The organism is Bacillus sp. ISL-18 (assembly GCF_018613415.1).
Taxonomy (GTDB): domain Bacteria; phylum Bacillota; class Bacilli; order Bacillales; family Cytobacillaceae; genus Neobacillus.
This window is the reverse complement of sequence record NZ_JAGGQG010000030.1, coordinates 79,212-101,372: the sequence shown is the minus strand read 5'-3', so window position 1 is coordinate 101,372 and position 22,161 is coordinate 79,212. Positions and strand designations below refer to the sequence as shown.

Annotated in this window: 30 protein-coding genes; 17 read left to right on the top strand and 13 right to left on the bottom strand. The window is 37.1% G+C overall.

The window, feature by feature from the left end; translation table 11 throughout:
- Positions 1-39: 39 nt before the first annotated feature.
- Positions 40-267 (bottom strand): hypothetical protein, encoded by a 228-nt coding sequence (locus J7E81_RS28360; protein ID WP_215047520.1) that lies wholly within the window; start codon positions 265-267, stop codon positions 40-42.
- Positions 268-474: 207 nt separating this feature from the next.
- Between J7E81_RS28360 and J7E81_RS28355 the strand changes: the two genes are divergently transcribed.
- Complete coding sequence (locus J7E81_RS28355) at positions 475-1,665, top strand: macrolide family glycosyltransferase (RefSeq protein ID WP_215047519.1); 1,191 nt, start codon at positions 475-477, stop codon at positions 1,663-1,665.
- Between the two features lie 155 nt (positions 1,666-1,820).
- Here the strand turns inward: J7E81_RS28355 and J7E81_RS30740 are convergent, their stop codons facing one another.
- Positions 1,821-2,240 (bottom strand): CotD family spore coat protein, encoded by a 420-nt coding sequence (locus tag J7E81_RS30740; protein WP_374104111.1) that lies wholly within the window; start codon positions 2,238-2,240, stop codon positions 1,821-1,823.
- Positions 2,241-2,412: 172 nt separating this feature from the next.
- Here J7E81_RS30740 and J7E81_RS28345 point away from each other — a divergent pair, with 172 nt between their 5' ends.
- The 4 genes from J7E81_RS28345 (at position 2,413) to J7E81_RS28330 (ending at position 5,138) form a co-directional block, all read left to right on the top strand.
- Positions 2,413-3,525: a glycosyl hydrolase family 18 protein gene (locus J7E81_RS28345; protein WP_215047518.1), complete on the top strand. Its 1,113-nt coding sequence runs from the start codon at positions 2,413-2,415 to the stop codon at positions 3,523-3,525.
- 121 nt (positions 3,526-3,646) lie between these two features.
- Positions 3,647-3,844 carry a hypothetical protein gene (locus tag J7E81_RS28340; protein WP_215047517.1) on the top strand — a complete coding sequence of 66 codons (198 nt, stop codon included), beginning with the start codon at positions 3,647-3,649 and terminating at the stop codon, positions 3,842-3,844.
- A 117-nt stretch (positions 3,845-3,961) separates the two neighbouring features.
- Positions 3,962-4,165, top strand: a complete 204-nt coding sequence (locus J7E81_RS28335; RefSeq protein WP_215047516.1) for a hypothetical protein — start codon at positions 3,962-3,964, stop codon at positions 4,163-4,165.
- Between the two features lie 139 nt (positions 4,166-4,304).
- Complete coding sequence (locus J7E81_RS28330) at positions 4,305-5,138, top strand: STAS domain-containing protein (RefSeq protein WP_215047515.1); 834 nt, start codon at positions 4,305-4,307, stop codon at positions 5,136-5,138.
- 62 nt (positions 5,139-5,200) lie between these two features.
- Here the strand turns inward: J7E81_RS28330 and J7E81_RS28325 are convergent, their stop codons facing one another.
- Positions 5,201-5,425: a hypothetical protein gene (locus J7E81_RS28325; RefSeq protein ID WP_215047514.1), complete on the bottom strand. Its 225-nt coding sequence runs from the start codon at positions 5,423-5,425 to the stop codon at positions 5,201-5,203.
- A 225-nt stretch (positions 5,426-5,650) separates the two neighbouring features.
- Here J7E81_RS28325 and J7E81_RS28320 point away from each other — a divergent pair, with 225 nt between their 5' ends.
- From J7E81_RS28320 to spoIIP, 7 genes are all read left to right on the top strand, one after another.
- Positions 5,651-6,103 carry a MarR family winged helix-turn-helix transcriptional regulator gene (locus tag J7E81_RS28320; protein WP_215047513.1) on the top strand — a complete coding sequence of 151 codons (453 nt, stop codon included), beginning with the start codon at positions 5,651-5,653 and terminating at the stop codon, positions 6,101-6,103.
- 25 nt (positions 6,104-6,128) lie between these two features.
- The gene (gene paiA, locus J7E81_RS28315) at positions 6,129-6,647 is read left to right on the top strand and encodes a spermidine/spermine N(1)-acetyltransferase (RefSeq protein WP_215047512.1); all 519 of its coding nucleotides are present in this window, start codon (positions 6,129-6,131) and stop codon (positions 6,645-6,647) included.
- Between the two features lie 23 nt (positions 6,648-6,670).
- Positions 6,671-7,294 carry an FMN-binding negative transcriptional regulator gene (locus J7E81_RS28310; protein ID WP_215047511.1) on the top strand — a complete coding sequence of 208 codons (624 nt, stop codon included), beginning with the start codon at positions 6,671-6,673 and terminating at the stop codon, positions 7,292-7,294.
- A 249-nt stretch (positions 7,295-7,543) separates the two neighbouring features.
- Complete coding sequence (locus J7E81_RS28305) at positions 7,544-7,999, top strand: CBO0543 family protein (protein WP_215047510.1); 456 nt, start codon at positions 7,544-7,546, stop codon at positions 7,997-7,999.
- Positions 8,000-8,103: 104 nt separating this feature from the next.
- Positions 8,104-8,265 carry a hypothetical protein gene (locus J7E81_RS28300; RefSeq protein WP_215047509.1) on the top strand — a complete coding sequence of 54 codons (162 nt, stop codon included), beginning with the start codon at positions 8,104-8,106 and terminating at the stop codon, positions 8,263-8,265.
- 148 nt (positions 8,266-8,413) lie between these two features.
- Complete coding sequence (locus J7E81_RS28295; protein WP_251028936.1) at positions 8,414-8,551, top strand: helix-turn-helix domain-containing protein; 138 nt, start codon at positions 8,414-8,416, stop codon at positions 8,549-8,551.
- 151 nt (positions 8,552-8,702) lie between these two features.
- Complete coding sequence (spoIIP, locus tag J7E81_RS28290; RefSeq protein ID WP_251028935.1) at positions 8,703-9,854, top strand: stage II sporulation protein P; 1,152 nt, start codon at positions 8,703-8,705, stop codon at positions 9,852-9,854.
- An 81-nt stretch (positions 9,855-9,935) separates the two neighbouring features.
- On the opposite strand, the gene J7E81_RS28285 is transcribed toward spoIIP, so the two are convergent.
- Complete coding sequence (locus tag J7E81_RS28285; protein WP_215047508.1) at positions 9,936-10,856, bottom strand: AraC family transcriptional regulator; 921 nt, start codon at positions 10,854-10,856, stop codon at positions 9,936-9,938.
- A 200-nt stretch (positions 10,857-11,056) separates the two neighbouring features.
- On the opposite strand from J7E81_RS28285, the gene J7E81_RS28280 reads away from it, so the two are divergent.
- Complete coding sequence (locus J7E81_RS28280) at positions 11,057-12,037, top strand: aldo/keto reductase (RefSeq protein ID WP_215047507.1); 981 nt, start codon at positions 11,057-11,059, stop codon at positions 12,035-12,037.
- A gap of 62 nt (positions 12,038-12,099) precedes the next feature.
- On the opposite strand, the gene J7E81_RS28275 is transcribed toward J7E81_RS28280, so the two are convergent.
- Both J7E81_RS28275 and J7E81_RS28270 read right to left on the bottom strand, forming a co-directional pair.
- Positions 12,100-12,405, bottom strand: coding sequence for a hypothetical protein (locus tag J7E81_RS28275; protein ID WP_215047506.1), 306 nt, complete (start codon positions 12,403-12,405; stop codon positions 12,100-12,102).
- Positions 12,406-12,536: 131 nt separating this feature from the next.
- On the bottom strand, positions 12,537-13,541 hold the full coding sequence (locus tag J7E81_RS28270; protein ID WP_215047505.1) for a DUF3231 family protein: 1,005 nt from the start codon (positions 13,539-13,541) through the stop codon (positions 12,537-12,539).
- Between the two features lie 237 nt (positions 13,542-13,778).
- Here J7E81_RS28270 and J7E81_RS28265 point away from each other — a divergent pair, with 237 nt between their 5' ends.
- Positions 13,779-14,606 carry an SPL family radical SAM protein gene (locus tag J7E81_RS28265; protein WP_215047504.1) on the top strand — a complete coding sequence of 276 codons (828 nt, stop codon included), beginning with the start codon at positions 13,779-13,781 and terminating at the stop codon, positions 14,604-14,606.
- A 514-nt stretch (positions 14,607-15,120) separates the two neighbouring features.
- Positions 15,121-16,296 carry a glucose-1-phosphate adenylyltransferase gene (locus J7E81_RS28260; RefSeq protein ID WP_215047503.1) on the top strand — a complete coding sequence of 392 codons (1,176 nt, stop codon included), beginning with the start codon at positions 15,121-15,123 and terminating at the stop codon, positions 16,294-16,296.
- A 158-nt stretch (positions 16,297-16,454) separates the two neighbouring features.
- On the opposite strand, the gene J7E81_RS28255 is transcribed toward J7E81_RS28260, so the two are convergent.
- The 7 genes from J7E81_RS28255 to gltC form a co-directional block, all read right to left on the bottom strand.
- On the bottom strand, positions 16,455-16,802 hold the full coding sequence (locus tag J7E81_RS28255) for a hypothetical protein (protein ID WP_251028934.1): 348 nt from the start codon (positions 16,800-16,802) through the stop codon (positions 16,455-16,457).
- A 16-nt stretch (positions 16,803-16,818) separates the two neighbouring features.
- On the bottom strand, positions 16,819-17,181 hold the full coding sequence (locus J7E81_RS28250; protein WP_215047502.1) for a hypothetical protein: 363 nt from the start codon (positions 17,179-17,181) through the stop codon (positions 16,819-16,821).
- A gap of 16 nt (positions 17,182-17,197) precedes the next feature.
- On the bottom strand, positions 17,198-17,380 hold the full coding sequence (locus J7E81_RS28245) for a hypothetical protein (protein ID WP_215047501.1): 183 nt from the start codon (positions 17,378-17,380) through the stop codon (positions 17,198-17,200).
- A complete protein-coding gene (locus J7E81_RS28240) occupies positions 17,367-17,768 on the bottom strand; it encodes an Hsp20/alpha crystallin family protein (RefSeq protein ID WP_215047500.1) in 402 nt (133 codons plus the stop codon). Before J7E81_RS28240 ends, J7E81_RS28245 begins: the two co-directional genes overlap by 14 nt.
- 125 nt (positions 17,769-17,893) lie before the next feature.
- Positions 17,894-18,133: a spore germination protein gene (locus tag J7E81_RS28235; protein ID WP_251028945.1), complete on the bottom strand. Its 240-nt coding sequence runs from the start codon at positions 18,131-18,133 to the stop codon at positions 17,894-17,896.
- Between the two features lie 35 nt (positions 18,134-18,168).
- The gene (locus tag J7E81_RS28230; RefSeq protein ID WP_215047498.1) at positions 18,169-18,636 is read right to left on the bottom strand and encodes a hypothetical protein; all 468 of its coding nucleotides are present in this window, start codon (positions 18,634-18,636) and stop codon (positions 18,169-18,171) included.
- A gap of 199 nt (positions 18,637-18,835) precedes the next feature.
- Positions 18,836-19,747, bottom strand: a complete 912-nt coding sequence (gene gltC / locus J7E81_RS28225) for a glutamate biosynthesis transcriptional regulator GltC (RefSeq protein ID WP_215047497.1) — start codon at positions 19,745-19,747, stop codon at positions 18,836-18,838.
- A gap of 143 nt (positions 19,748-19,890) precedes the next feature.
- Here gltC and gdhA point away from each other — a divergent pair, with 143 nt between their 5' ends.
- Together gdhA and J7E81_RS28215 are read left to right on the top strand one after the other, a co-directional pair.
- The gene (gene gdhA, locus J7E81_RS28220; protein WP_215047496.1) at positions 19,891-21,273 is read left to right on the top strand and encodes an NADP-specific glutamate dehydrogenase; all 1,383 of its coding nucleotides are present in this window, start codon (positions 19,891-19,893) and stop codon (positions 21,271-21,273) included.
- A gap of 243 nt (positions 21,274-21,516) precedes the next feature.
- Positions 21,517-22,131, top strand: coding sequence for an LbetaH domain-containing protein (locus J7E81_RS28215; protein ID WP_215047572.1), 615 nt, complete (start codon positions 21,517-21,519; stop codon positions 22,129-22,131).
- Positions 22,132-22,161 lie beyond the last annotated feature (30 nt).

The following is a 22,161-nucleotide window of genomic DNA, read 5'->3' as shown; positions in this document are numbered from 1 at the left end:
CTCCATATGTCTCTTTTGGAGTAAAATGGCCAATGCCCTTTAATTCATAGTCAAAAAATTTAAGGATGAGTTCATTTTCAATTTCAATACAGTAATAGGGATCAATGGCTTAATACGGTGAACTCGATCATGTTGATATCCTAGTAAAATGAGGTTCTCCGTTTTCAGCTTGTTAACGATTTCGTATATTTCATCATCTACCTCATGACATCTAATGAGGATTTCTTCCCCCAGTTCTTTGCTGATTTCTTCTATTGATATTTTCATATAATCACCTACGAACATGTTATTTATTTCAGGCCAACAGAGATTCTGTATACCGCTGTTTTCAAAAGGTTCCATTTTATAAAAATTATAACATATCCATATGGAATCCTTTTTTAGATTTTTCGATGTATCGTGAATATAGGTATAATAAACGAGAGCTTTATTGATCAGGTGCTGGTTTTGGGTAATTTAAAAGGAGTGGTTATAATGGCACGTGTTTTATTTATAAATGGTGGATCAGAAGGGCATATCAATCCAACCATTGGAGTGGTGGAAGAACTTATATCGCGAGGAGAAGAGGTAGTGTACTTTGCAATCGAAGATTTTCGAGAGCGCCTAGAAAAAACTGGGGCGACTGTACGAACATTTGATGGACAAAAATTTATAAAAGCCTTTATTTCAGGTGGAAGAAATTACTTACTCGAAAGAATCAACGGTCTTTTACGGACGGCAGATATCGTGATCCCTAGTGTTCTAGAGCAAATCGAAGGAGAACATTTTGATTATATCATTCACGATTCCATGTTTGGATGTGGTTATATACTTGCCCAGATCCTTAAACTTCCGGCCATTAATTCTTGTACTTCATTTGCCCAGTCAAAGGCTTCATTCGATAAAATGATGGAACCACATTCTAATACCATTCCCACTGAAATCGTTCACGAATTTCATAGCCTGACAGAAAAGGTGAAGGAAAAATATAATGTGGAAATCGATTCTCCTTACGAAGTTTTTTGTAATCCTGCTCCAATGACAATCGTTTATACAACTAGGGAGTTTCAACCTTTTAGTGAGGCATTTGACCAAACATACAAATTTGTCGGTCCATCCATCTCCTCGCGATTGACGAAAGAAAACATCGACACTGCTAAAATTAAAGGGAAAAGCCTATTATACATTTCACTAGGTACGGTCTTTAACCAAGCCATTGATTTCTATAAGCTCTGTTTTCAGGCATTCGGAAACACTGATCATACTGTTGTCATGTCTATTGGCGAAAATATTCAACCGGCTGATTTGGGGGAAATTCCTGCAAACTTCATTGTAAACAATTATGTTCCACAAACGGAGGTACTGAAATACACAAAATTATTTATTACACATGGTGGAATGAACAGTACCCATGAAGGTCTCTATTTTGGCGTTCCGCTAATTGTGATTCCACAAAGTGCGGATCAGCCGATCATTGCCGAACAAGTAGCCCGGATTGGAGCTGGTATCCAATTAAAAATGGAAAGCTTGTCTGCAAATCAACTAAGTGAAGCCGTTGATTATGTGTTAAATCAGAATTCTGTTCATAAAGCGGTTGAATCTATTAAGGAATCTTTTCAAAAATCAGGTGGGTATCACCAAGCTGTTGATGAGATTTTTGAATTTCAACGTCAATATAATCTCTAGCCATAACAACTGACATCTAAAGTGAAGCAGGAACAACCGTTTAATCACAAAGAAGCACACCCAGCTGAGTAAGTTGGGTGTTTCAATAAGCCTGTATTATATGATTTTGTTTCGTATTTCTAACAAATTACTAAGAATGGATGATTTTTAGAAAATTAGAATCCGAATGGACCCGGAGGGCAACAAGGATTGACTGGTACGCCGCACATAGTATGTGTCTCACAGCATTCATTTACACAGGATTCTGTGTGTGGGAAATAGTGTTGGTGGTTAACATGTAATTTGTTAACTGTTGTAGTATGCGAAGGATGAATGTGTTGTACAACCTTGTTGAATAAGTTGGTTTTCACATATTGTTGTCCGGGTGAAACGAGTGGCGGATCATACTGAGTCGGGAACACTTGAGGCGGACAGAACTGTGGGCATGGTGGTGGCGGACAATATTGGGCTGGTAATGATTGAATCGGTGCTACTTGATTTGGCATTGCATTTGGCAACATATTTGGCATCGCGTTAGGCATCATATTTGGCATATTTGGCGGGAAACCACCAAAACCACTTTGTCTTTTCATCATTAAATGACCTCCATCTACATTTGTCTTGTTATATCATCAGTCTATGTGAAAATTTGTTCGTTCGGACTAGTTCGAATACCTAATTTTTTAAGTTATGAAGGAAATCTATTATGAATAAGTTACACCTTTTCTTATCAACTTAAGGAATATACAAAGTAGAAGAAGGTGTATTATGGCAAAAAATCGTTATCGGTCATTCACCATTATTTCTTTAAGTATGGCCTTATTACTCATGTCATCGTGTAGTCAGTCACAATCACAAAAAAAAGAGCAATACAAGAACCCTAAAACTCCTCGTGAAGTGATAGGTTTCTACACAGAAAGGGAAGGGACGTATCCAGGCTCTCAACCTACAGTAAATGCGCATTTCAAGAGCTTAAGCATCATTGCACCTTTTTGGTATAAGCTGGATGATAAACGTCCAGGCAGTCTTATCGATTCCGTTACAGCAGATCATAAGAAAAAGGTTATTCAGAGTGCTCATAAGAAAGAACTAAAGGTATATATGGTTGTACATAATCTCTTATATGACACCGTGGAGAAAGGCAAGCAGGCAGCAAGTCATGTACTCGATAATGATAAAAATCGCAATCTTTTCATTCAGAACTTACGTAATGAAATGAACCAGTTTCATTATGACGGTATTAATATTGACATGGAAAATTTGTATTTATCTGATCGAGATTCCTTTAGTCTGCTGATAAAGAAATTGTCAGATACTTTGCATCGCGATGGGAAAGTAGTTACGGTTTCAGTTCCGGCAAACACGGGTGATTCCCGTGCAAATCCCTGGTCACCATGGTTTGATTACGAAAAGCTAGGTTTATACTCAGATGGGCTAATGATAATGACTTACGATGAGCACAACCCAAGAACATCACCCGGGGCGTCAGCATCAGTCAATTGGACAGAAGCCACAATTCGCTATGCATTGAAACATCGAGTAGCACCATCAAAAATGATACTTGGCATCGCTGGTTATGGATGGGACTGGGACACTACAGCAGACAAAGCCTTGTATAGCTCTTATGCACTGTTAATGGATCAGAAAAAAAAATATAAAGCTAAAGTCCAATGGGACTCCCGTTCGCAAACACCTCATTTTCGTTATGTAGATAAAAACCATCATAGCCACGAAGTTTGGTTTGAGAATAGCAATAGTCTAAGGTTTAAGCTAAACCTTGTAGAAAAGTATAACTTACGAGGAATTGGAATTTGGCGGCTCGGCTTAGAAGACCCAAAGTACTGGACGACAATCCCCGAGAAAATAAAAGTAAAAAGGTGAATTTTAAACTTGCTGCCTACTCCGGCGGCTTTTCTTATTGTTCGATCAGTTTCGTGAAAGAAGGATTAAATTTGAATAGTAGAGAATAAACGTTTAATAGGAATCATTTGGGGGTGGATTTGTGAGTAAAGCAGACGAACAAGATAAAAAACAAATAGAGGAGAATAAAATAAATCCAACGGGTAACTTAGGAGAATCGATAAACCGTTCAATAGTTGGTGACTTGGGAGCTTTATCACAAGGAGGCTGTCTTACCAAGATTATCACCGTGGTTATTATTATTGGAGGAATACTAATCCTTTCGAGATGTACGAATTAAGATAGTCTTCAAATGTATTCTAATTTGAGTATCAAATTTATTGTTTCTATAGTTTAAAAGTCTTGCGAACTGGGAATATAATATTGATTAGTTCATCAAGGAGAGGTCGATTTTTAAATGGAATCAATACAACAAGTTAGAAGAAGAAAGAGATACCATGTAACAATGAAAGGGAATAATCAGGAAGAACAGGTTGTCATAATAGCTTATTCTCCTGAAGAGATGAAAAGTTTAATTCGAAAACTGTATAAGCATATTATTTTTGATGATAAAGGTTTACCATCAGGGGAAATTTCATTTAAGGCAACAGATCTATTATAAATAGGGCTGTGGCTTTTTTTTTGCCCTAATTCATATTCCTATTTGGTTTGATTGATATAGGGATAATGGACAGTTACTGAAGTGTTCGCTTTTTTAAGGTATAATCTTACTATAGGGAAAAGGAGGGTTATTGTTATAAATGAGACTAGAAAGTAAAATAGCTACCTATTTCACAAAAAATGCATCTTTACTAGCAGTGCAAATTGTTGAAGGTGTCATTCAAAGAATGAATTTAATCATTTCCAAAGATGAAAAGCAGCAGGCGATCGAAATGTATATAAAATTTTTTGAGTTTTTAGGACAGTCGATTTTGGAGGGAACAGAGGATGTAGCGGAGGACATTTTATCATGGAGTAAAAAGAACGCAGAGCATCAAGTTACTTCAGGAGGAAAAATATCTGAGATTACAGTTAGGTATCCACCCACAAGAGAAGTCTTTACTGACCTTATAACCAAACTCAGCAACGACTTTGGGATTTCATTAAATGAAAGTAAATCGATTATTAAAAAGGTTAACTCCATGCTCGACGTCAGCTTAAACGAGACCATTTTAGCATTTGAAATGCTAACGGAAAGATACGAGGAAAAGACAAAGAGAGAATTGGCAGAGTTGTCAGCACCCGTTGTTTTGATTCAGGAGGGGGTTGCTGTTCTACCATTAGTGGGTAAAATAGATTCTTATCGAGTTAGCTATATTTTAGATAGGGGGGTTCCTAAAATCGCAGAGTTGCAATTGCAATTTCTGATCATTGACTATTCAGGTATCATAGATCTCAATCAGGAACTGGTAAGCAGCTTGAAATCGATCGGAGATATACTAGGCTTGTTAGGTATAGATGTGATTGTTACGGGGATGCGACCTGAGCTAGCCCTGACAGTTGTAAGAAGTGGAATGGACATGTTGTCCTTTAAAACATTTGCCCATGTCAAGCATGCGTTAGAATGGATCAATCAAAAAGTTGACATCACATAATGAACTTGCTTTTTTCTGTACCATCGAGCTGCCACTTTAGGCGGCCTTTTTTATTAGATTATTTAGGGTCTAGTCTTATTATTCGGCCGAACTGCGGCTTGTAATGGGACACTGAATTGTTGAGGACCTGATAGTCCAACTAAGGTAGTTCCTACTGTGGTATATCCAGCCGGAGGAGCTTGGTGAACTATACCTCCACCACAACCAATTTGCAAAACTCCGCCATTGACCATCGAACCAATTTTTAAATAACGGACATCAAATATTTGTTCTAGATGTCTATCCATTCCTATCACCTCAGATTAATATATGATCAAGAGTTAGGTTTCATTCTGAAAATAAAATAACGTCAAAAGTAAACAAGAAATGACATTCCTGCTATCTCATAACCTATCTCACATTACTCGACTACTTAATTATTTTTTATTGCAAATACAACAAAGTTAAGTTAAATTTAATATATAGCATTTTTTATTGCGTTTGCAACAAAATCAAGAACTAAGGAGTTTATTATGAAGGAAATTCTTCGAGAAATTGGAATGATTGCCAGGGCCTTAGATTCGATAAGCAATATAGAATTTAAAGAATATGACCTGACAAAGGGACAGTATTTGTACCTTGTGCGAATATGTGAAAACCCTGGTATCATTCAAGAAAAGGTAGCTGAGATGATTAAAGTTGATCGGACAACAGCAGCTCGTGCGATTAAAAAGCTTGAAATGAATGGCTTTATTGAAAAGAAAGATGATCAGTATAACAAAAAAATAAAAAAGCTCTTTCCAACGGAGAAAGGGGAAAATGTGTATCCGTTTATAAGACGAGAAAATGATTACTCTAATCATATTGCATTAGCTGGATTATCGGAAACGGAAGTAGAAACCATCTTCAATCTTCTTCAAAGAGTTAGAAAAAATATTGAAATAGACTGGGAATGGGTGAAAAAAGGAAACAAGAGAAATTATTAAGTATACAAAAGGAGTAATGACAAAAGTGACTTTAACGATAAAAAAATGTACCCATGATGATTTAGCCATGCTTCAAGAAATTAGTTATGAAACATTTAATGAAACATTTAAGCATCAAAATTCACCCGAAAATATGAATGCCTATTTGGAAAAGGCATTTAACTTAAACCAATTGGAAAAGGAATTAGCGAATAGTTCGTCACAATTCTATTTTGTTTATGTTAATAGTGAAGTCGCTGGGTATCTAAAGGTCAATACCAATGAAGCTCAGTCTGAAGAGATGGGTGATGAATCACTTGAAATTGAGAGGATTTATATAAGGAATAAATTTCAAAAACATGGGCTTGGTAAATTTCTCTTTAATAAAGCGATGGAAATTGCAATGGAGAGAAATAAAAAGAAAATTTGGCTAGGCGTATGGGAAAAAAATGAAAATGCGATTGCTTTTTATAAGAAAATGGGGTTTGTTCAATCGGGAGCCCACTCTTTTTATATGGGGGATGAAGAACAAATTGACTTTATCATGATCAAAACTCTCTTATAACTTTTTTGGAAGGTGGGATTATTATGTATATTCCAAACTATTTTAAGGTCACGAATAGGGATGAAATTTGGGATTTTGTTCAAAAAAATGCCTTTGGCACGATTGTCACAACGGAACAAGGGAGGCCAATTGCCACCCATGTGCCTTTAGGGTTAAATAAACAAGGTGATGATTACTATATTACAGGGCATATGGCTTATGGAAATCCTCAGTGGCGAACATTTGAAACTTGTGAAGATGTGCTTGTAATGTTTCAGGGACCGCATGCTTATGTTTCTTCTTCGTGGTATTTGCACGAAAATGTGCCGACTTGGAATTATCAGGCTGTCCATCTTTACGGAAAAGCCACTATTTTAACGAGAGATGAGTTAATAGAAGAATTGGCAGGAATGTTAGAAAAATATGAGCATAATCGTGAAAATCCAGTTTTATGGGATAAACTTTCTCCTGAACTAGTAGAAAATCAACTAAAAGGTATTGTTGGTTTTAAGATTAAAGTGGAAGATGTCCAGGCTGCTTATAAATTAAGCCAGAACCGAAATGAAACGGATTATACCGCCATCATTGAAAGATTACAAAACGAAGGAAATGTAAATTCGAAACAAATTGCCGAGCAAATGGAAAAGAGAGTAAAAAATCACCAATAAGCCCCTAATTTAAATACACATTAATGCAAGAATTAATAATCGGAACAGGGTTGTCCTATTGATGCTTCTCTTCATATTGTGAAAGATTGTACTTATCATAAAGACTTTACATTTGGGTTGCTGCGCAGCCCTTTTTTTTATTTGTAACAAGTTAGTTGAAGGATAAACGGATTAGAGCAGTATATGGTTTGTAGTTTTTTTATTTACAGAGGGTATAATACCTTTGATAAGGTGGTGCAGTTCATTTTTATGTGGTTCTTAATCATTTCCGCTATTATATTTAGTATTTATTCTATTTTTATGCCCAAAAAATTAACCCGTATAGAAATCTTTTCCACGATTTTCTTTGCGATGACCTTACAAGATAATGTAGATATTTATCTTGATGGTAAATATGATCTGTATGGATATTTTACTAAAGGTATTCAATGGAGGACCTTAATCGCAATCATTGGAATATACCCAGCCGTAACCACCATTTTTCTAAATTATTATCCATTTCAAAGACAATGGCGAAATAAATTAGTATACATTCTCGTTTGGAGTGGATTTGCTGTTCTGTACGAGTACATAGCGGTCAAATCGGGGTATTTTTATCATAACGGTTGGACTTATTTGTACTCAGCCTTTTCCTATCCAGTTCTGTTCTGTATCCTTGTGATTGTTTTAAAAATTGTTCAAAAGCTAGTTAGAGAATCCATTTAAAAATTGTCACTTAAAATAACGGGGAAGATTTAAAAATGTAAAAAAAAGTTAATTTTATAATATAATATTAATAATAATGTGTCTATTTACTTGGAGGTGTTATTTTGATTTGGTTAATTATACTGTCACCAGTTATTATTGTTAGTGCTATAGCGATTTATTTTGGATTTAAATCAGGGACGACTCCGCCAGATGAGAGTCAACTAGCTGGGAAGCCAGAAGAGATAATAAACCCGATGAAAAATATGAATACGTTTGGACCATAATCAGCAATATTCAAAACAATTTCACCTTTCGAATTGCCCCCCTTAAGTTGGATAATAAATCCGTTTAGGGGTTTTTTTATAGAAAAATATATAGATATCAATAAAAATAAAATATAAATTAATAATTAATTATTGGGTTGGAATAACAATGACTAACCTTCCGATATTGAAAAATGGAAAGGCAAAGGCGATTCGATTTTCAACGTTAGAGGCTATTTGTAAAGCTTTAGAGTGTCAACCTGGAGATATTTTAGAATATAAAAGTGACTTAGACATTCAAGCATAATAGGCAATAAATTTATTCAATTGGCGGGTACAAGGTTTACAGATTTAGTTGTCATTTTGGGGTATTGTTAAACTTAGCGTGTGGTTGAGTCCAATAAAATTCTGCAATAAAACTCTACTTACCTCATATATATGGGCTAAGGGGGGTTACGATGAAATCCATCAAATTCATCACACTAAACGTTACGTTCCGGTCGATTCTAATGGTCATATTTACGTTTTTAATGATTTCTCTGATTGTTATTTCCAATCTGAATATCTCCTCTCTAAAAATGAATAATTCCATTGGAATAGTAAATGGTGAAAAACTTTTTTTGCAATTTTTCAAATCTGAGAATCATACCTTTTTCCCTAAAATGAATAATCCTGATTTCACTTTTACCAAACTGACAAATTTAGCTTTTCAAATAGGAACCACGATTAAACCTACAGATACACGAACGTTTTTAGGCAATGAAATTCCTGGATTAAGAATGTATGACACTGAGATCGTCGTAGCTGGTGAAGGAACCAATATTACTAATCTTCCATACGAATCTGCACCTCCAACCGAGGTTTTATTAAATGAGAGAAAAGCATCAGAGGAATTAATCAATCAAACCACAGACGACAATAAACCTATAACGAATCCTGAACATAAAACGGTAATGATTTATCATACTCATAGCTGGGAGTCCTATCTTCCAGTTTTGAAGGATGCTAAGAACCCTGACGACGCAATAAGCTCTGACGAAAGAGCAAATGTAATTGGGTTAGGAGACCGTTTAGCCAGGAATTTAATGAGGAAAGGCATTGGCGTTGACCATGATAAAACAAATATGACGCAGGAGTTACTAAAGAAACAATGGAAGCCAACACAAGCCTATACAGAATCGCGGGAAATCGTTGAAGCAGCAGCAGCCAAAAATAAGGAACTACAATATTTTATTGATATTCATAGGGACTCGGCACGAAAACAAATTACGACAAAAACCATTAATGGTGTTACCTATGCAAAGCTTTTATTTATAATAGGAAGAGAAAATAAAAATTATTTGGAAAATCTAGAATTTGCGAAAGCACTGAACGCAGAGCTGGAAAAAAAGTATCCTGGACTTAGTCGAGGGGTCTTTCTTAAATCTTATAGGGATGGAAACGGAGTCTATAATCAAGATATATCAAATAAAGCCATGTTGTTAGAAATTGGTGGTGTAGATAATAATATGGCCGAACTCCATCATACCGTCGATGTCTTTTCAGATATACTGGCCGATTATTATTGGAAATCAAATGAAGCAAAAGCGGTAAATGGAAATGGAAAATAAGAGCGTTCTTTACTAGCGCAGGATCGTTTTTTTCAAAAACAGGTATGCAGGTAACGTTAAAATCAGAAAAAAGCCAGTTTTTCATATGAAAGACTGGCTTTTTTCTGATTGCTCCCTCAGGCGATTTAGATCTTCTCTTGGTGGATAACCAAACATACGGGAATATTCTCGACTGAATTGTGATTGACTTTCGTAGCCGACCCGAAAGGCAACATCAGCGATATCTGTTGAATCATTTAATAACATGCGTCTTGCTTCCTGGAGTCTCAATTGTTTCTGGAACTGGATAGGGCTCATAGCTGTAACCTCTTTAAAGTGTCGATGAAGAGAAGCAACACTCATCCTCGCTATTTCTGCAAGCTGCTCAATTTTGAAAGAGCGATCATAACTATTGATGATCTGTTCAATAACATCTCTGATTCGATCCCCGTTGCTGCCCTTTATAGCCATTTGTTTGAGAGATTCACCATGAGGACCTTGTAGAATCCAATAGAGAATTTCTTTTATGAATAATGGAGCTAGTACCGGAATATGTTTCGGATTTTCCACCAACCGTGCTAACCTAATTACTGCATCCAACAGAGATGGTCCTGCTTTACTGACAAACATAGCACGCTTGGCATTTTTTTTCTGTCCTACTCGAATGTCGGAATCAGTTAAAACCTCTAAAATTTGATTCGGTGTATATTCAAGTTTGAGAGCTAAATACGGAGTGTCAGAAGAGGCGTTTACTACTTGCCCGGTAACCGGCAAGTCAACGGATGCAACAATGTAATCACCAGGACCGTACCTAAAGCGCTCCTCAGCTAATAATACTTCCTTTTCCCCTTGGACGATCATACAGAAGGATGTTTCGTTTATTCTAGCAATTGGTTCGGTAACGATAGATTCATGGATTAAAAATAAAGATGGGATAGCAGTCGGATGAACCCCGTCCTGTTTTGAATAACGTTTAATGAGTTTGGCAAGTTCCTGCTGCTGGCTGTAGATTTCTTCAGACATATAGTTTCTCCCGCATCAATGATAGTCACATTCTATCTCATAGTTGTCGATTATGTAAATACGTTTGATAGGATTAGGCAAAAACTTGATAGGAATGAGATAACGATTGTTCTTTAAATTGTTGCATACTATAGATAGTCTTAAGTGAAAATTTGTACCTATATAAGATTAATATTTCTAGAAAATGAGGGTGATATAACATGGAATATGTAAAACTTGGTAAGACAGGCTTAGATGTATCTCGATTATGTCTGGGCTGTATGAGTTTTGGGGATGCAGATAAATGGATCCATCAATGGGTACTTAATGAAAAGCAAAGCCGCTCTATTATCAAAAAAGCATTGGATCTTGGTATAAATTTTTTTGATACGGCTAATGTTTATTCGATGGGAACAAGTGAGGAATTTCTTGGACGAGCTTTAAAGGATTATGCGAATCGTGATGAAGTTGTAATCGCAACTAAAGTACACGGGCAAATGCATGAGGGTCCTAACGGATCTGGTCTTTCCCGAAAAGCAATTATGAGTGAAATCGATAAAAGTCTCAAGAGGTTGGAAACAGATTATGTAGACCTTTATATCATCCACCGCTGGGATTCCCATACACCTATTGAAGAAACAATGGAAGCCTTGCATGATGTTGTCAAGGCTGGAAAGGCAAGATACATTGGTGCTTCTGCCATGTATGCTTGGCAATTCCAAAAGGCATTACACGTTGCTGACAAAAATGGATGGACTAAGTTTGTATCAATGCAGAATCATTTAAACCTCATTTACCGTGAAGAGGAGCGAGAAATGCTGCCACTTTGTAAAGAGGAAGGAATTGGTGTAACCCCGTATAGCCCGCTTGCATCGGGTAGATTGACGCGTGATTGGTCGGAAATAACGTATCGTTCAGAAACGGATCAGATTCAAAAATCTAAATATGATGCGACCGCTGATGCTGATCGATTGGTTGTAGAACGAGTTGCTGCCATCGCGGAAAAATATGGTGTTCCACGTATCTATATCGCACTTGCCTGGTTGTTACAGAAAGAGGCGGTATCAGCTCCTATTATCGGAGCGACAAAAATATCTCATCTCGAAGATGCCGTAGGTGCCCTAAGCATTAAGTTAACAAATGAGGAAGTTGTATATTTAGAAGAGCCATATGTACCACACCCAATCGTTGGACATAATTAATTTCTTCTTTCAACCGAAATTGCCGTGAAACAGGATGACTTGGGCTTATATGTCGCAAAAACTTACCGTATCCCTACGAATCTGTTATGTTCCTTAATAACAAGCTGAATAAATTTTTCACGATCGTCTGCACTACTTTTGAGGACTTTAATATTTTCTGTCCTTCGTAAGTAGTGCTTAACCTTTTTGTTATGCCAAATGATGTAAGAATATCGAACATCTTGATACAGGTTGGAGAACCATTCCTCTTCCGTTAATTCATCTATGTTTTTTTCTAGTTTTGACTTCGAAGTAGGGAAAATTGCCTCCACTAGACCACCAAACAAATCACCAAGCAAATCAGCTAAAAAATCACTAATGATTATCATAACTTCTCCTTGCCCTTAAAAGAGATTTTACCTATCAATTTTAATAGAAAACGTTTGAATCTATTTTCCATCTAATGTAATTATATAATAATTTAAAATGTCCAGCCTCATGAGGATGGACATTTTAGTTTTTATTCTTCTTTTGCTAGTTCATTTCTATTAGGAGCAAGTGGTGGCTGTTCTAACCACTTATTTGCCACCATTATATCGAACCAGTTTTTTGTCATTACTAATGTTTTTAAGATTGTTTTTTCGTAAACTACAGCTAGGTCTGTTCGCATGGCTCCTGCTAGCCCTGTACCATAATAAACTTGTGCAGTTTGAGCCAGGAAACCCATATGATACAACATTAATTTATCTGAAAAAGGAGAGTCTGTTGACGTTGTAACCTCTGATTCCCACGACATTGGAACTGGCAAATTATCTTTGTGCAAAACACTTGAAAGGGCTAGTATGTTTTCATCTGCCTTTTTTCCAATGTTTCGAAAAAACGATCTTATTTCTTTCGATTTAGCGACTTGACTGAACCCGATTGAAAGCGTTTTTGCCATAATGCTCTTTTTAATGTTTAGAGAAATACTGATTATTTCTGTAGCAGATAAGAGTCTCCCTTTTCCGAAGAATCCATCGGTAAAATCTTGAGTTGAAATAAATTCAGGTCTCTCTTTAGGATAGAAATAGGGATCTTTTTGGAATTTTCCTTTTTCTAGCAATAACTCTATGGTTAAATCGTACATATTTTTTGCATCATTATCACATAAATTGTAAAATTCACGTAAGTCCTTTCTGACAGAAACACTTAAAGAAGTTGTATGACCCAGCAGACCATGTATAGTCATAATATGTAAATAATTTAAGCAGAATGTATCAGAAAACAATCTCTCTGCACCCTTATTTAAGTCTGACTCAGTAAATCCAATTGGAACGGGAAACCCCTCATTTTCAATGAAGGATATAATCTCCTTCTTTTGCTTTTCCCATGTCTCAATGGCTATTTCAAAAACCTTTCTTATTGATTCGTCTTCCAAAATAGAAATCATATACCTATTAACGATCTCGGTCATTGTTCCGTTAACATATTCTCCCCATAGTGTACCTATTTCGGAAGATGTAAGTTTTAAATGATTTTTTTCCATTTTTTCACCTCTTCCATATTTTTTGCTAACTCAGAAATAGCTATGCATCTCTTTGGACGTTGTGGACATCTTCCGCCAAATATGGCTTATCTGTCATTAAAATGGTTAGAGGAATCGATTGGAGGAACTGCCAAAGGACCAAACGATTTATGTCAGTTGTCAAGTTGGTTTAAGGGGATATATTGCAAGCCAGCTTTTCTCTACTTTTTAAAAAATTCAACAAGAGAGGAGCTCTAAATGGAAACAAAAAATATCCTTGCTAAGAAAATCCTTACGGAGGCAAAAGGGTATTTGGATGTGGGATTTACCCATTCATTGAATCCCTTTAGCGGCTGTGCATTTTCATGCCGGTATTGTTATGTGAGAGAAATGCCGATTCAACGGTTTAAAGACATCCCTTGGGGAGAATGGCTGGACATAAAAACAAACGCAGCAGAAAATTACGAAAATGAAATCTTGAAATTGCGGAAGAAAAATAAGCCTGTTAATATTTTTATGTCTTCGGCCACAGACCCCTATCAACCGATGGAACGCACAACAAAGATTACACGCGGAATAGTTGAAGCGATGATTAAAAATCCGCCAGATTTTCTTCAGATTCAAACCCGAAGCCCACTGATCACTAGGGATCTTGATTTGATTGTGAAATTGAAGGAAAAATGTAAAGTCTTAGTCTCGATGACCATTGAAACAGACAGGGAAGACATAAAAAGAATTTTTTCTCCATTTGCTCCCGGGATAAAATTGCGGTTAAAAGCTTTGCAAGCAATCCATGATGCTGGAATCGCCACCCAAGCTTCGATTTCACCTGTTTTGCCCTTTACCCCTGATTTCCCTAAACAATTAGCAGGAAGGGTCGACCACATTTGGATTGATACGTTAAGGATCGGCGATGGTTTAATGGGGAAACGGTCTGAAAAGCTTGGAATGCCTGGATTATTTGAGAAGCATGGTTTAGCGGAATGGTATCGTCAAGATATACATGAAAGAGTGGAGAAATATTTTAAAAAATATTTTCCTCATGACAGAATACGTGTTTCTAAACAAGACGCTTTCCTAAAATAAGAAGTATGTTTCTCATAGAAAATTCTGTATTATAATACAAAATATTTGAAAGAAGTAGTCCAATTCACAAATGAATTAGTCTGCTTCTTCTTTTTTATAATCCTTAACGGGGTCATGACACATCCTGTTGAAAGATACAAAAGTCATGTCAGAGGAATCACTTGAATATACATTTGAAAAGGTATTTCGTTTGACTCATAAAAAGAAATAAAAACCTTCATATTATTTTAAAATATCTTTGTTAGATAATCTGCCGATAAACTTGATATGAAGATTTTTTAGTTTACTATTTACTTAAAGAGAATTTAAGACTGACTAATTATCCTCGTGTTCCCAACCAACTAACAAACATAAATGACCATCATATCTGAAATACTTCCATTTAGTTTGCTGCTCTGCTTGTATAGCTCCAACTAAGATCATTCCCGTTTTTCTTCAGCTATATGATTGTTTGAAAACTTATAGAAAAGGGAAGTTAAAACTATAGAGAAAAATTTTTGGAAGGAGAACCATTATGAATAAAAAACAATGTATAGCGATGCTCTTAGCAGGGGGAAGAGGGACACGTTTAAAAGACCTGACCAAATCGATGGCAAAACCAGCCGTACCATTTGGTGGTAAATACCGGATCATTGATTTTACCTTAAGCAATTGCAGCAATTCTGGGATTGATACTGTCGGTGTTTTAACCCAGTATCAGCCTCATACATTGCAAAATTATCTTGGAGACGGCAAGCATTGGGATTTAGACCGGAAAAATGGCGGTCTCACGATCCTTCCACCGTATCAAAGTGAGGAGGGGGATCGGTGGTATGAAGGGACGGCCCATGCCGTTTACCAAAACATCGACTATGTTGAAAGTCATAATCCTGAGTATGTTCTTGTTATATCAGGTGACCACATTTATAAAATGGATTATCGGAAAATGCTCGAACAACACATAAAAACAAAAGCAGAAGCGACTATTTCTGTGATTAATGTTCCATGGAGAGACGCTCATCGGTTTGGGATTATGAATATGGATTCCAGCTCCAAAAAAATCATAGATTTTGAAGAAAAGCCTAAACAACCGAAATCAAATCTCGCTTCAATGGGGATTTATATTTTTAATTGGAGCGTGTTAAAAAAATATGTGGAAAAAGAGGAGAAAAAACGATTCTCATCTAAGGATTTTGGTAAGGATATTATCCCAGCCATGATTCATGATCATCGTCAAGTGTACGCTTATCGTTTTAATGGTTACTGGAAAGATGTCGGAACCGTTCAAAGCCTGTGGGAAGCGAATATGGATCTACTTTCCTATGAAACGAATCCTATTATCCAGCATGAAGAGTGGGGGATTTATACCCGTGAAACGTCTCAGCGGCCTTTCTATTTGGACGGAAAAGCGGCCTTAAGTCAATCATTAGTTTCTGAGGGCTGTAAAGTGTTTGGTAAAGTTGAAAATTCGCTTCTATATCATGGCGTGACGGTGAGTAAAGGGGCCGTCATAAAGGATTCGGTGATTATGCCAGGCACATTTATTGGGGAAAATGCGGTGATTAATCGAGCAATCGTTGGTAGTGAATCGTTTATTTACTCGAATGTACATGTGGGAGATCCTAATCCTTTTAGTGAGATTAGTTTAATAGGAAACAATCAAATTATTAAGAAAAGCAAATCTGAAAAAATAAAAGGTAATGCAGTTTGAGGTAACAGTAAAATTATTATGTAAACTAAAACCCACCCAACAATTGGATGGGTTTTTTCAACTTATGAACAGAATAAAAATGCTTGTACATATTGAAAGAGTCATTTATGACCATAAGAATAGCAAAAAATCGATGTTTTATCGGACAGTCGGCTAAATTAAGCATCTTGGTCGTAATTATGATCACTCATCTCATCGTCAGGTTCTTCACCAATATTTAGTTCTGCTTCAAACATCTCATTTTTTATCTTATCAACAATTTGTTCATTTTCTGATTGGGCTAATGCATCATAATGAAATGTATCCGTTATCGCTTCTTCCTCAATCGTCGCTAAAATATCATGGATATCATTATTGTCACCGGAGATGGAACCAAACCCTTGGTTCTGTTTTTTATAATTGACAAAACCACTTGGGAGATTGTTTCCAAGATTGACACATGAAGCACCTTCAACCGTTCCAATCGAAATCGAACCAATAAAAAAAGAGGGGGAAAAACGTTTCAATTCCAACATCCTTTCCCTATTTGATGGTGTAAGGCACTTGTTTTCCATTTATGTTAACTTCAATATCTTGCGTTTTGCCTTTTTGTTTATCTTCCTTTTTCGTTTGATTCTCTTCAGCAGCACGCTTTTTCGGCATGGGTTTGCGGTGGACGACGGGAGAGAAAGTATTTCCAAGGTTTAACATTCCACTTAATTCTTTAATATCCAGTTTATCTAGGTGAAAGACAAGTTCCTCAAGTTTTAATTCCTGTAAATGAAGGTCCTTGACGTCCATTTTTACAATAATAGGTGGAGTGCTTTTCTCTTGGAGGGATTTCTCAAGATGGTTAATTTTTTCGAACAATTCATCGATTTTTCCTAGAATATTTGTTTGATCCATCAAACCCCATTCCTTTTTAAGAGCGTTTCTCTACCATTCCAGTATTAGATTTGACTCTATTTTTTCCTTGGATAGTGCCAAATCCTTGATTGACCACCATTTCGTTTTTCCGTCCCTTTTGAAGGTTTGTTCCCACAAATAAGCCAGAAGAATTACTTATGTTAGCAATTGTTAACGAACCATATTTAATCGATGTCATGATTGTTCTCCTTACTATTTTTAAATGGGATGGTTATCAATAAAATTCCTTTTTCAAAAACAGCCTGAAGTTGTTCGAGATCACATTTTTCAGGAATGGAAATCTCCCTTATAAAAGTACCGTAAAAACGTTCCCGCCTAATTACTTGAATACTTTCCCCAGGATGAGGATGGTTAATGGTTCCTTCAATCATTATGGTATGATTCTGCCATTTTACAGAGAGATCCTGCTTATTGGCTCCTGCTAAATCAACGGAAAGCACATAGTTCCGATTTGCTTCGTATATGTCGATCCTTGGTTCAACAAAGGGGGAGAGTTCCTGCAATAATTCCGAGAAGTCTGCTCCTAACATCTGCTTGACTTGGGAGTGAAAAAGAGGTTTTACCACATGCAAAATCTCCTTACCGAACTACTAATCTATAGTTAACCATATGTACTTTTGTTAAAGGTAATGCTAAAAAGGTGAAAATAACTTGGTATGAATAAATAAAAAAAGGCTCTTAAAGTATAAACTTAAAGAGCCTGAGTCTGAACTCCAGGAATAATATCTGGATCGAGCATTTGCGCATCAGCTAGGTCATTGTCAAGGATAATCGTGTAATTTAAAGAATTTGCAAAGATTCCTACTTGAATACCAACTCCATTGTTCGTCTTCCGATGGGAAGACCAGCCAGACAGTTGATTTTCTCCTACGGATACGGTAGCGTTTGTATTTAATGAATTTACGTTGATTGCCCCGACGGCTACAGGCATGGCCAAAGAAATCACCCCTATTATAGTGAAATATTTTAAACTTTTAGGTTATCGTAAATTTGACAGTCCATTAAATCATTGTCAATCACGATACTGGTGTTAGATTTATTCTGACTAATACCAGTCGATCTGCCTGTTCCATCATTCCGTTTTCCATGTGAACTCCATCCATTTAACAGATTTTCGCCAACGGAAACGGCTGCGTTAGAATCTAATGAGTTGACATTTATTTCAGTCACTTCAATGTTGTTGATATCCTGTCTGCCATCGATGTAAGTCACAGCATTATTTTCGATTGGGGTGTCAATGACATCATTATCAATAACTAAGCTAAAATTTGTAGAGACCAAGGAATTAGAAACAGAGCCAAAACCATGATTATTTTTTCGACAGGAAGACCAGTTATTTACATTATTGATACCCACAAAAATCCCCGAAGATGTATCAATCGAATTTACAGCAATTCCATTGATCACCAAATTATTAATAATTCTTTTTTGCATCATTAGCCTCCAACAAGTAATGAATAAAAATCATGGAAAATGAAAAAGAGTAACCGCTACTAACAAAGTATGTTTTGTTAGTAGTTCTTGTGCCTTTTACCCTTGGGAAGCATGGGGACGGTTCTGTTGCTTAGAAATTTGAGTCCATGATCCCTTTTCCCACCTTTGTATGGGTAAGTACTTGAATTTAATTAATCCTTTACGATCGAAACTGATTTAATCTTTCATACGTTTCAAGCAGAAAATCATAAAACAATTTCTCCGTCGGGAGCAGTTTTCGTTGGGTTGGATAGATCACACCAACAGTCCGGGTCAGATTTGCGTCAGATAGGGGGACAATGACAGTAGACCTAGGCGTGTTATCGATCAATGTCATCTCGGGCATTAATGCCACACCTAAACCTGCTGAGACGAGCCCTTTTAAGGCATCGATATCTTTGCCTTCAAAGGTGATTTGTGGATTGAAACCAGCATCATGACATGCCTGGACCACTTGCTCGCGAAAGACAAAACCCTCAGGAAGGACACAAAACGGGTCCTCGCGTAAGTCCCGTAACCTAATCGATTTCCGATCAGCAAATCGATGATGGAGAGGGATGAGGGCAACAATATTTTCAGTGAACAGTGTCGCTCCTTTAATTTTTGGTTCCTTTTCCTGATTGGGCATCGGGGCCATCATGGCCAAATTAAATTCACCATTGATCACACCATCAATTAAATCATAATATAGAGCATTGCTCATTTGAAATTTAGCTTCGGGGTATCGAGTCCGGAAAGCATAAATAATTGAAGGCAAGGTATGAGCGGCCATACTAATCGGGAAAGCAATTCGAACGGTCCCTTTCTCAGGGTCTAAGTATTCTTCTACTTCTCGCTTGGCATCCTCCATCATGTTCCACACTTGTTTCATCCGTTCATAGAAAATTCTCCCTAATGGGGTTAACTTAACCCTTCTTCCCTCACGTATAAAAAGTTCGACCCCTAATTCGTCTTCTAAATTGAAAATTTGCCGGCTAACAGAAGACTGGGCAACATGCAGGGCATCCGCGGCCTCGGTTACATGCTCTCGTTTTGCGACTTCTAGGAAATAGTGAATTTGCCGCGTCTCCAATTGTAATCCCTCCCATTCATGCGTTTTACGCATTGGTTTCATCGGAAATTCATATTGAAACTATCAATTATAAAATTATAAAATGAAAACACATTTAAGAAAAGGGAATTTTCTCATTTTAACTACATTAGGGGCTGAACAAAATGAAAATGTTGGAAAAGGTGGAAGAGAATCAAACAGAAATTGTGAAAGAGTATGTAAATCGTTTATATAAAAGTGTTCAACAGCGTAATCCAAATGAAGGGGAGTTCCAGCAGGCGGTTAAAGAAGTACTTGATTCTTTAGTACCTGCCCTTGTTAAAAAACCAATTTATATGAAACAAGCCGTTCTAGAAAGGCTAATTGAACCAGAGAGATTGATTTCCTTTCGGGTTCCTTGGGTGGATGATCAAGGGAAGGTACACGTGAATCGTGGCTATCGTGTTCAATTTAGTAATGCAATTGGACCCTACAAGGGCGGACTAAGATTTCACCCTTCCGTTAACGCAAGCATTATTAAATTTCTCGGGTTTGAACAAATTCTTAAAAACTCTTTAACAGGTCAGCCAATAGGCGGTGGCAAAGGCGGATCGGATTTTGATCCAAAAGGGAAATCGGATTTTGAAATCATGCGTTTTTGTCAAAGCTTTATGACCGAACTCAGCCGTCATATCGGACCAGATATCGATGTTCCTGCAGGAGATATTGGAGTAGGAGCTAGAGAGATTGGTTATATGTTTGGCCAATATAAAAAATTAAAAGGCGCCTATGAGGCGGGTGTACTGACTGGAAAGGGCATTGGGTATGGAGGAAGCTTGGGCCGGAAAGAAGCAACAGGATATGGAACGGTTTACTTTGTAGAAGAAATGCTAAAAAGTCAGGGATTAAGCTTTAACGGAAGCACAGTAGTCGTTTCTGGTTCAGGCAATGTGTCGATTTATGCGATCGAAAAAGCTAGTCAGTTTGGTGCAAAAGTGGTTGCCTGCAGTGATTCCAGCGGCTATGTGTTTGATCCAAACGGAATAAACCTAGAGACCGTCAAACGATTAAAAGAAGTGGAGAATAAAAGAATTTCTGAATATGTGGCCCACCATCCGGAAGCTATTTACCAAGAAGGATGTTCAGGAATCTGGGCCATCCCATGCGATATTGCTTTGCCATGTGCAACACAAAATGAGTTAAACAAGGAAGCAGCAGAAATGTTAGTTTCGAATGGAGTAAAGGCCGTCGGCGAAGGGGCAAACATGCCTTCCACTCAAGAAGCTGTCGATATTTTTATGGAGCATCATGTTTTATTTGCGCCTGGCAAAGCTGCTAATGCCGGCGGGGTGGCAGTCTCCGCGTTAGAAATGGCACAAAATAGTGCAAGGCTTGCTTGGACACTAGAAGAAGTGGATGCTAAATTACAAGACATTATGAAAGAAATCTATTATAAGAGTTTGAAAGCATCAAAAGATTATGATGCGCCAGGAAATCTTGTGGTTGGTGCCAATATAGCTGGTTTTGTAAAAGTAGCGGATGCCATGATTGAGCAGGGTGTTATCTAAGATCTAGTAATGAGTTGATGGAAAGTACAAATCAACAACGAAAGGTCACTGTGTGGTGGCCTTTTTGTAATTGGAAGAGTAAATAAATATATATTATTTAACCACTTGTCCATTTCATACGCAGCCTTTTTGCATCCGATAATTCTATAACATTAGAATGCAAAGAACGTGTTTTCTTGAGCGAAAAAAAACCATTCAGAGTCATCATCAAATAACCATTCAGACTGCTGTTTTAAACCATTTATCAGCTCCAATCCGATTACCTCTTTTAATCCTGTTCCACGCTTTCCTACTATTGATAAAACAGCTTTTATTAGTCAATTTTCCAGTGTAATTGGGGACGTTACGATTAAAAATAATGTGTATGTTGCCCCAAACATTAGTATACGTGCTGATGAAGGAACCCCATTTTATATAGGGTCCAATACCAATCTCCAAGATGGAGTCATTTTACATGGTTTATTGAATCGAAAAATTTCGGTCGGACCGAAAAGCTTTTCGATTTACATTGGAAATCAAGTGAGCATTGCCCATCGAGCTCTTGTTCATGGTCCTTGTTTTATTGGGGACAAGGTATTTGTTGGCTTTAATGCCATTGTTTATAATGCCATTGTCGGAAAAGGCTCGTTTATTTCCTATAATGCGGTCGTAACAAATGGCGTACGCATTCCACCGAATCGTTTCGTTCCACCTGGATCTAATATTGACACCCAAGCAAAAGCGGATGCCCTTTCCCCAGTACCAGAGGATAGCAGGGAATTCGCGATGGAAGTCCAAAGAGTCAATCAGGAATTTCCGGCATCTTATCACGTTTTACTTGGGAAAAATCGTTGTTCTTGTGGACTTGCCTATCACTAACAGGAAAGAAGCTGCTAAGCAAGGTCAGCT

Bases quoted from the DNA above. Each gene is read 5' to 3' on its own strand.
- J7E81_RS28275 (WP_215047506.1), bottom strand. From the start codon at position 12,405: ATGATAATCATTAGTGATTTTTTAGCTGATTTGCTTGGTGATTTGTTT.
- J7E81_RS28355 (WP_215047519.1), top strand. From the start codon at position 475: ATGGCACGTGTTTTATTTATAAATGGTGGATCAGAAGGGCATATCAAT.
- J7E81_RS28265 (WP_215047504.1), top strand. From the start codon at position 13,779: ATGGAAACAAAAAATATCCTTGCTAAGAAAATCCTTACGGAGGCAAAA.
- J7E81_RS28360 (WP_215047520.1), bottom strand. From the start codon at position 267: ATGAAAATATCAATAGAAGAAATCAGCAAAGAACTGGGGGAAGAAATC.
- J7E81_RS28320 (WP_215047513.1), top strand. From the start codon at position 5,651: ATGAAGGAAATTCTTCGAGAAATTGGAATGATTGCCAGGGCCTTAGAT.
- J7E81_RS28295 (WP_251028936.1), top strand. From the start codon at position 8,414: ATGACTAACCTTCCGATATTGAAAAATGGAAAGGCAAAGGCGATTCGA.
- J7E81_RS30740 (WP_374104111.1), bottom strand. From the start codon at position 2,240: ATGATGAAAAGACAAAGTGGTTTTGGTGGTTTCCCGCCAAATATGCCA.
- J7E81_RS28230 (WP_215047498.1), bottom strand. From the start codon at position 18,636: ATGCAAAAAAGAATTATTAATAATTTGGTGATCAATGGAATTGCTGTA.
- J7E81_RS28245 (WP_215047501.1), bottom strand. From the start codon at position 17,380: ATGACATCGATTAAATATGGTTCGTTAACAATTGCTAACATAAGTAAT.
- J7E81_RS28235 (WP_251028945.1), bottom strand. From the start codon at position 18,133: ATGCCTGTAGCCGTCGGGGCAATCAACGTAAATTCATTAAATACAAAC.
- J7E81_RS28330 (WP_215047515.1), top strand. From the start codon at position 4,305: ATGAGACTAGAAAGTAAAATAGCTACCTATTTCACAAAAAATGCATCT.
- J7E81_RS28305 (WP_215047510.1), top strand. From the start codon at position 7,544: ATGTGGTTCTTAATCATTTCCGCTATTATATTTAGTATTTATTCTATT.
- J7E81_RS28345 (WP_215047518.1), top strand. From the start codon at position 2,413: ATGGCAAAAAATCGTTATCGGTCATTCACCATTATTTCTTTAAGTATG.
- J7E81_RS28250 (WP_215047502.1), bottom strand. From the start codon at position 17,181: ATGGATCAAACAAATATTCTAGGAAAAATCGATGAATTGTTCGAAAAA.
- spoIIP (WP_251028935.1), top strand. From the start codon at position 8,703: ATGAAATCCATCAAATTCATCACACTAAACGTTACGTTCCGGTCGATT.
- J7E81_RS28335 (WP_215047516.1), top strand. From the start codon at position 3,962: ATGGAATCAATACAACAAGTTAGAAGAAGAAAGAGATACCATGTAACA.
- J7E81_RS28280 (WP_215047507.1), top strand. From the start codon at position 11,057: ATGGAATATGTAAAACTTGGTAAGACAGGCTTAGATGTATCTCGATTA.
- J7E81_RS28325 (WP_215047514.1), bottom strand. From the start codon at position 5,425: ATGGATAGACATCTAGAACAAATATTTGATGTCCGTTATTTAAAAATT.
- J7E81_RS28310 (WP_215047511.1), top strand. From the start codon at position 6,671: ATGTATATTCCAAACTATTTTAAGGTCACGAATAGGGATGAAATTTGG.
- J7E81_RS28270 (WP_215047505.1), bottom strand. From the start codon at position 13,541: ATGGAAAAAAATCATTTAAAACTTACATCTTCCGAAATAGGTACACTA.
- J7E81_RS28285 (WP_215047508.1), bottom strand. From the start codon at position 10,856: ATGTCTGAAGAAATCTACAGCCAGCAGCAGGAACTTGCCAAACTCATT.
- gdhA (WP_215047496.1), top strand. From the start codon at position 19,891: ATGAAAATGTTGGAAAAGGTGGAAGAGAATCAAACAGAAATTGTGAAA.
- J7E81_RS28260 (WP_215047503.1), top strand. From the start codon at position 15,121: ATGAATAAAAAACAATGTATAGCGATGCTCTTAGCAGGGGGAAGAGGG.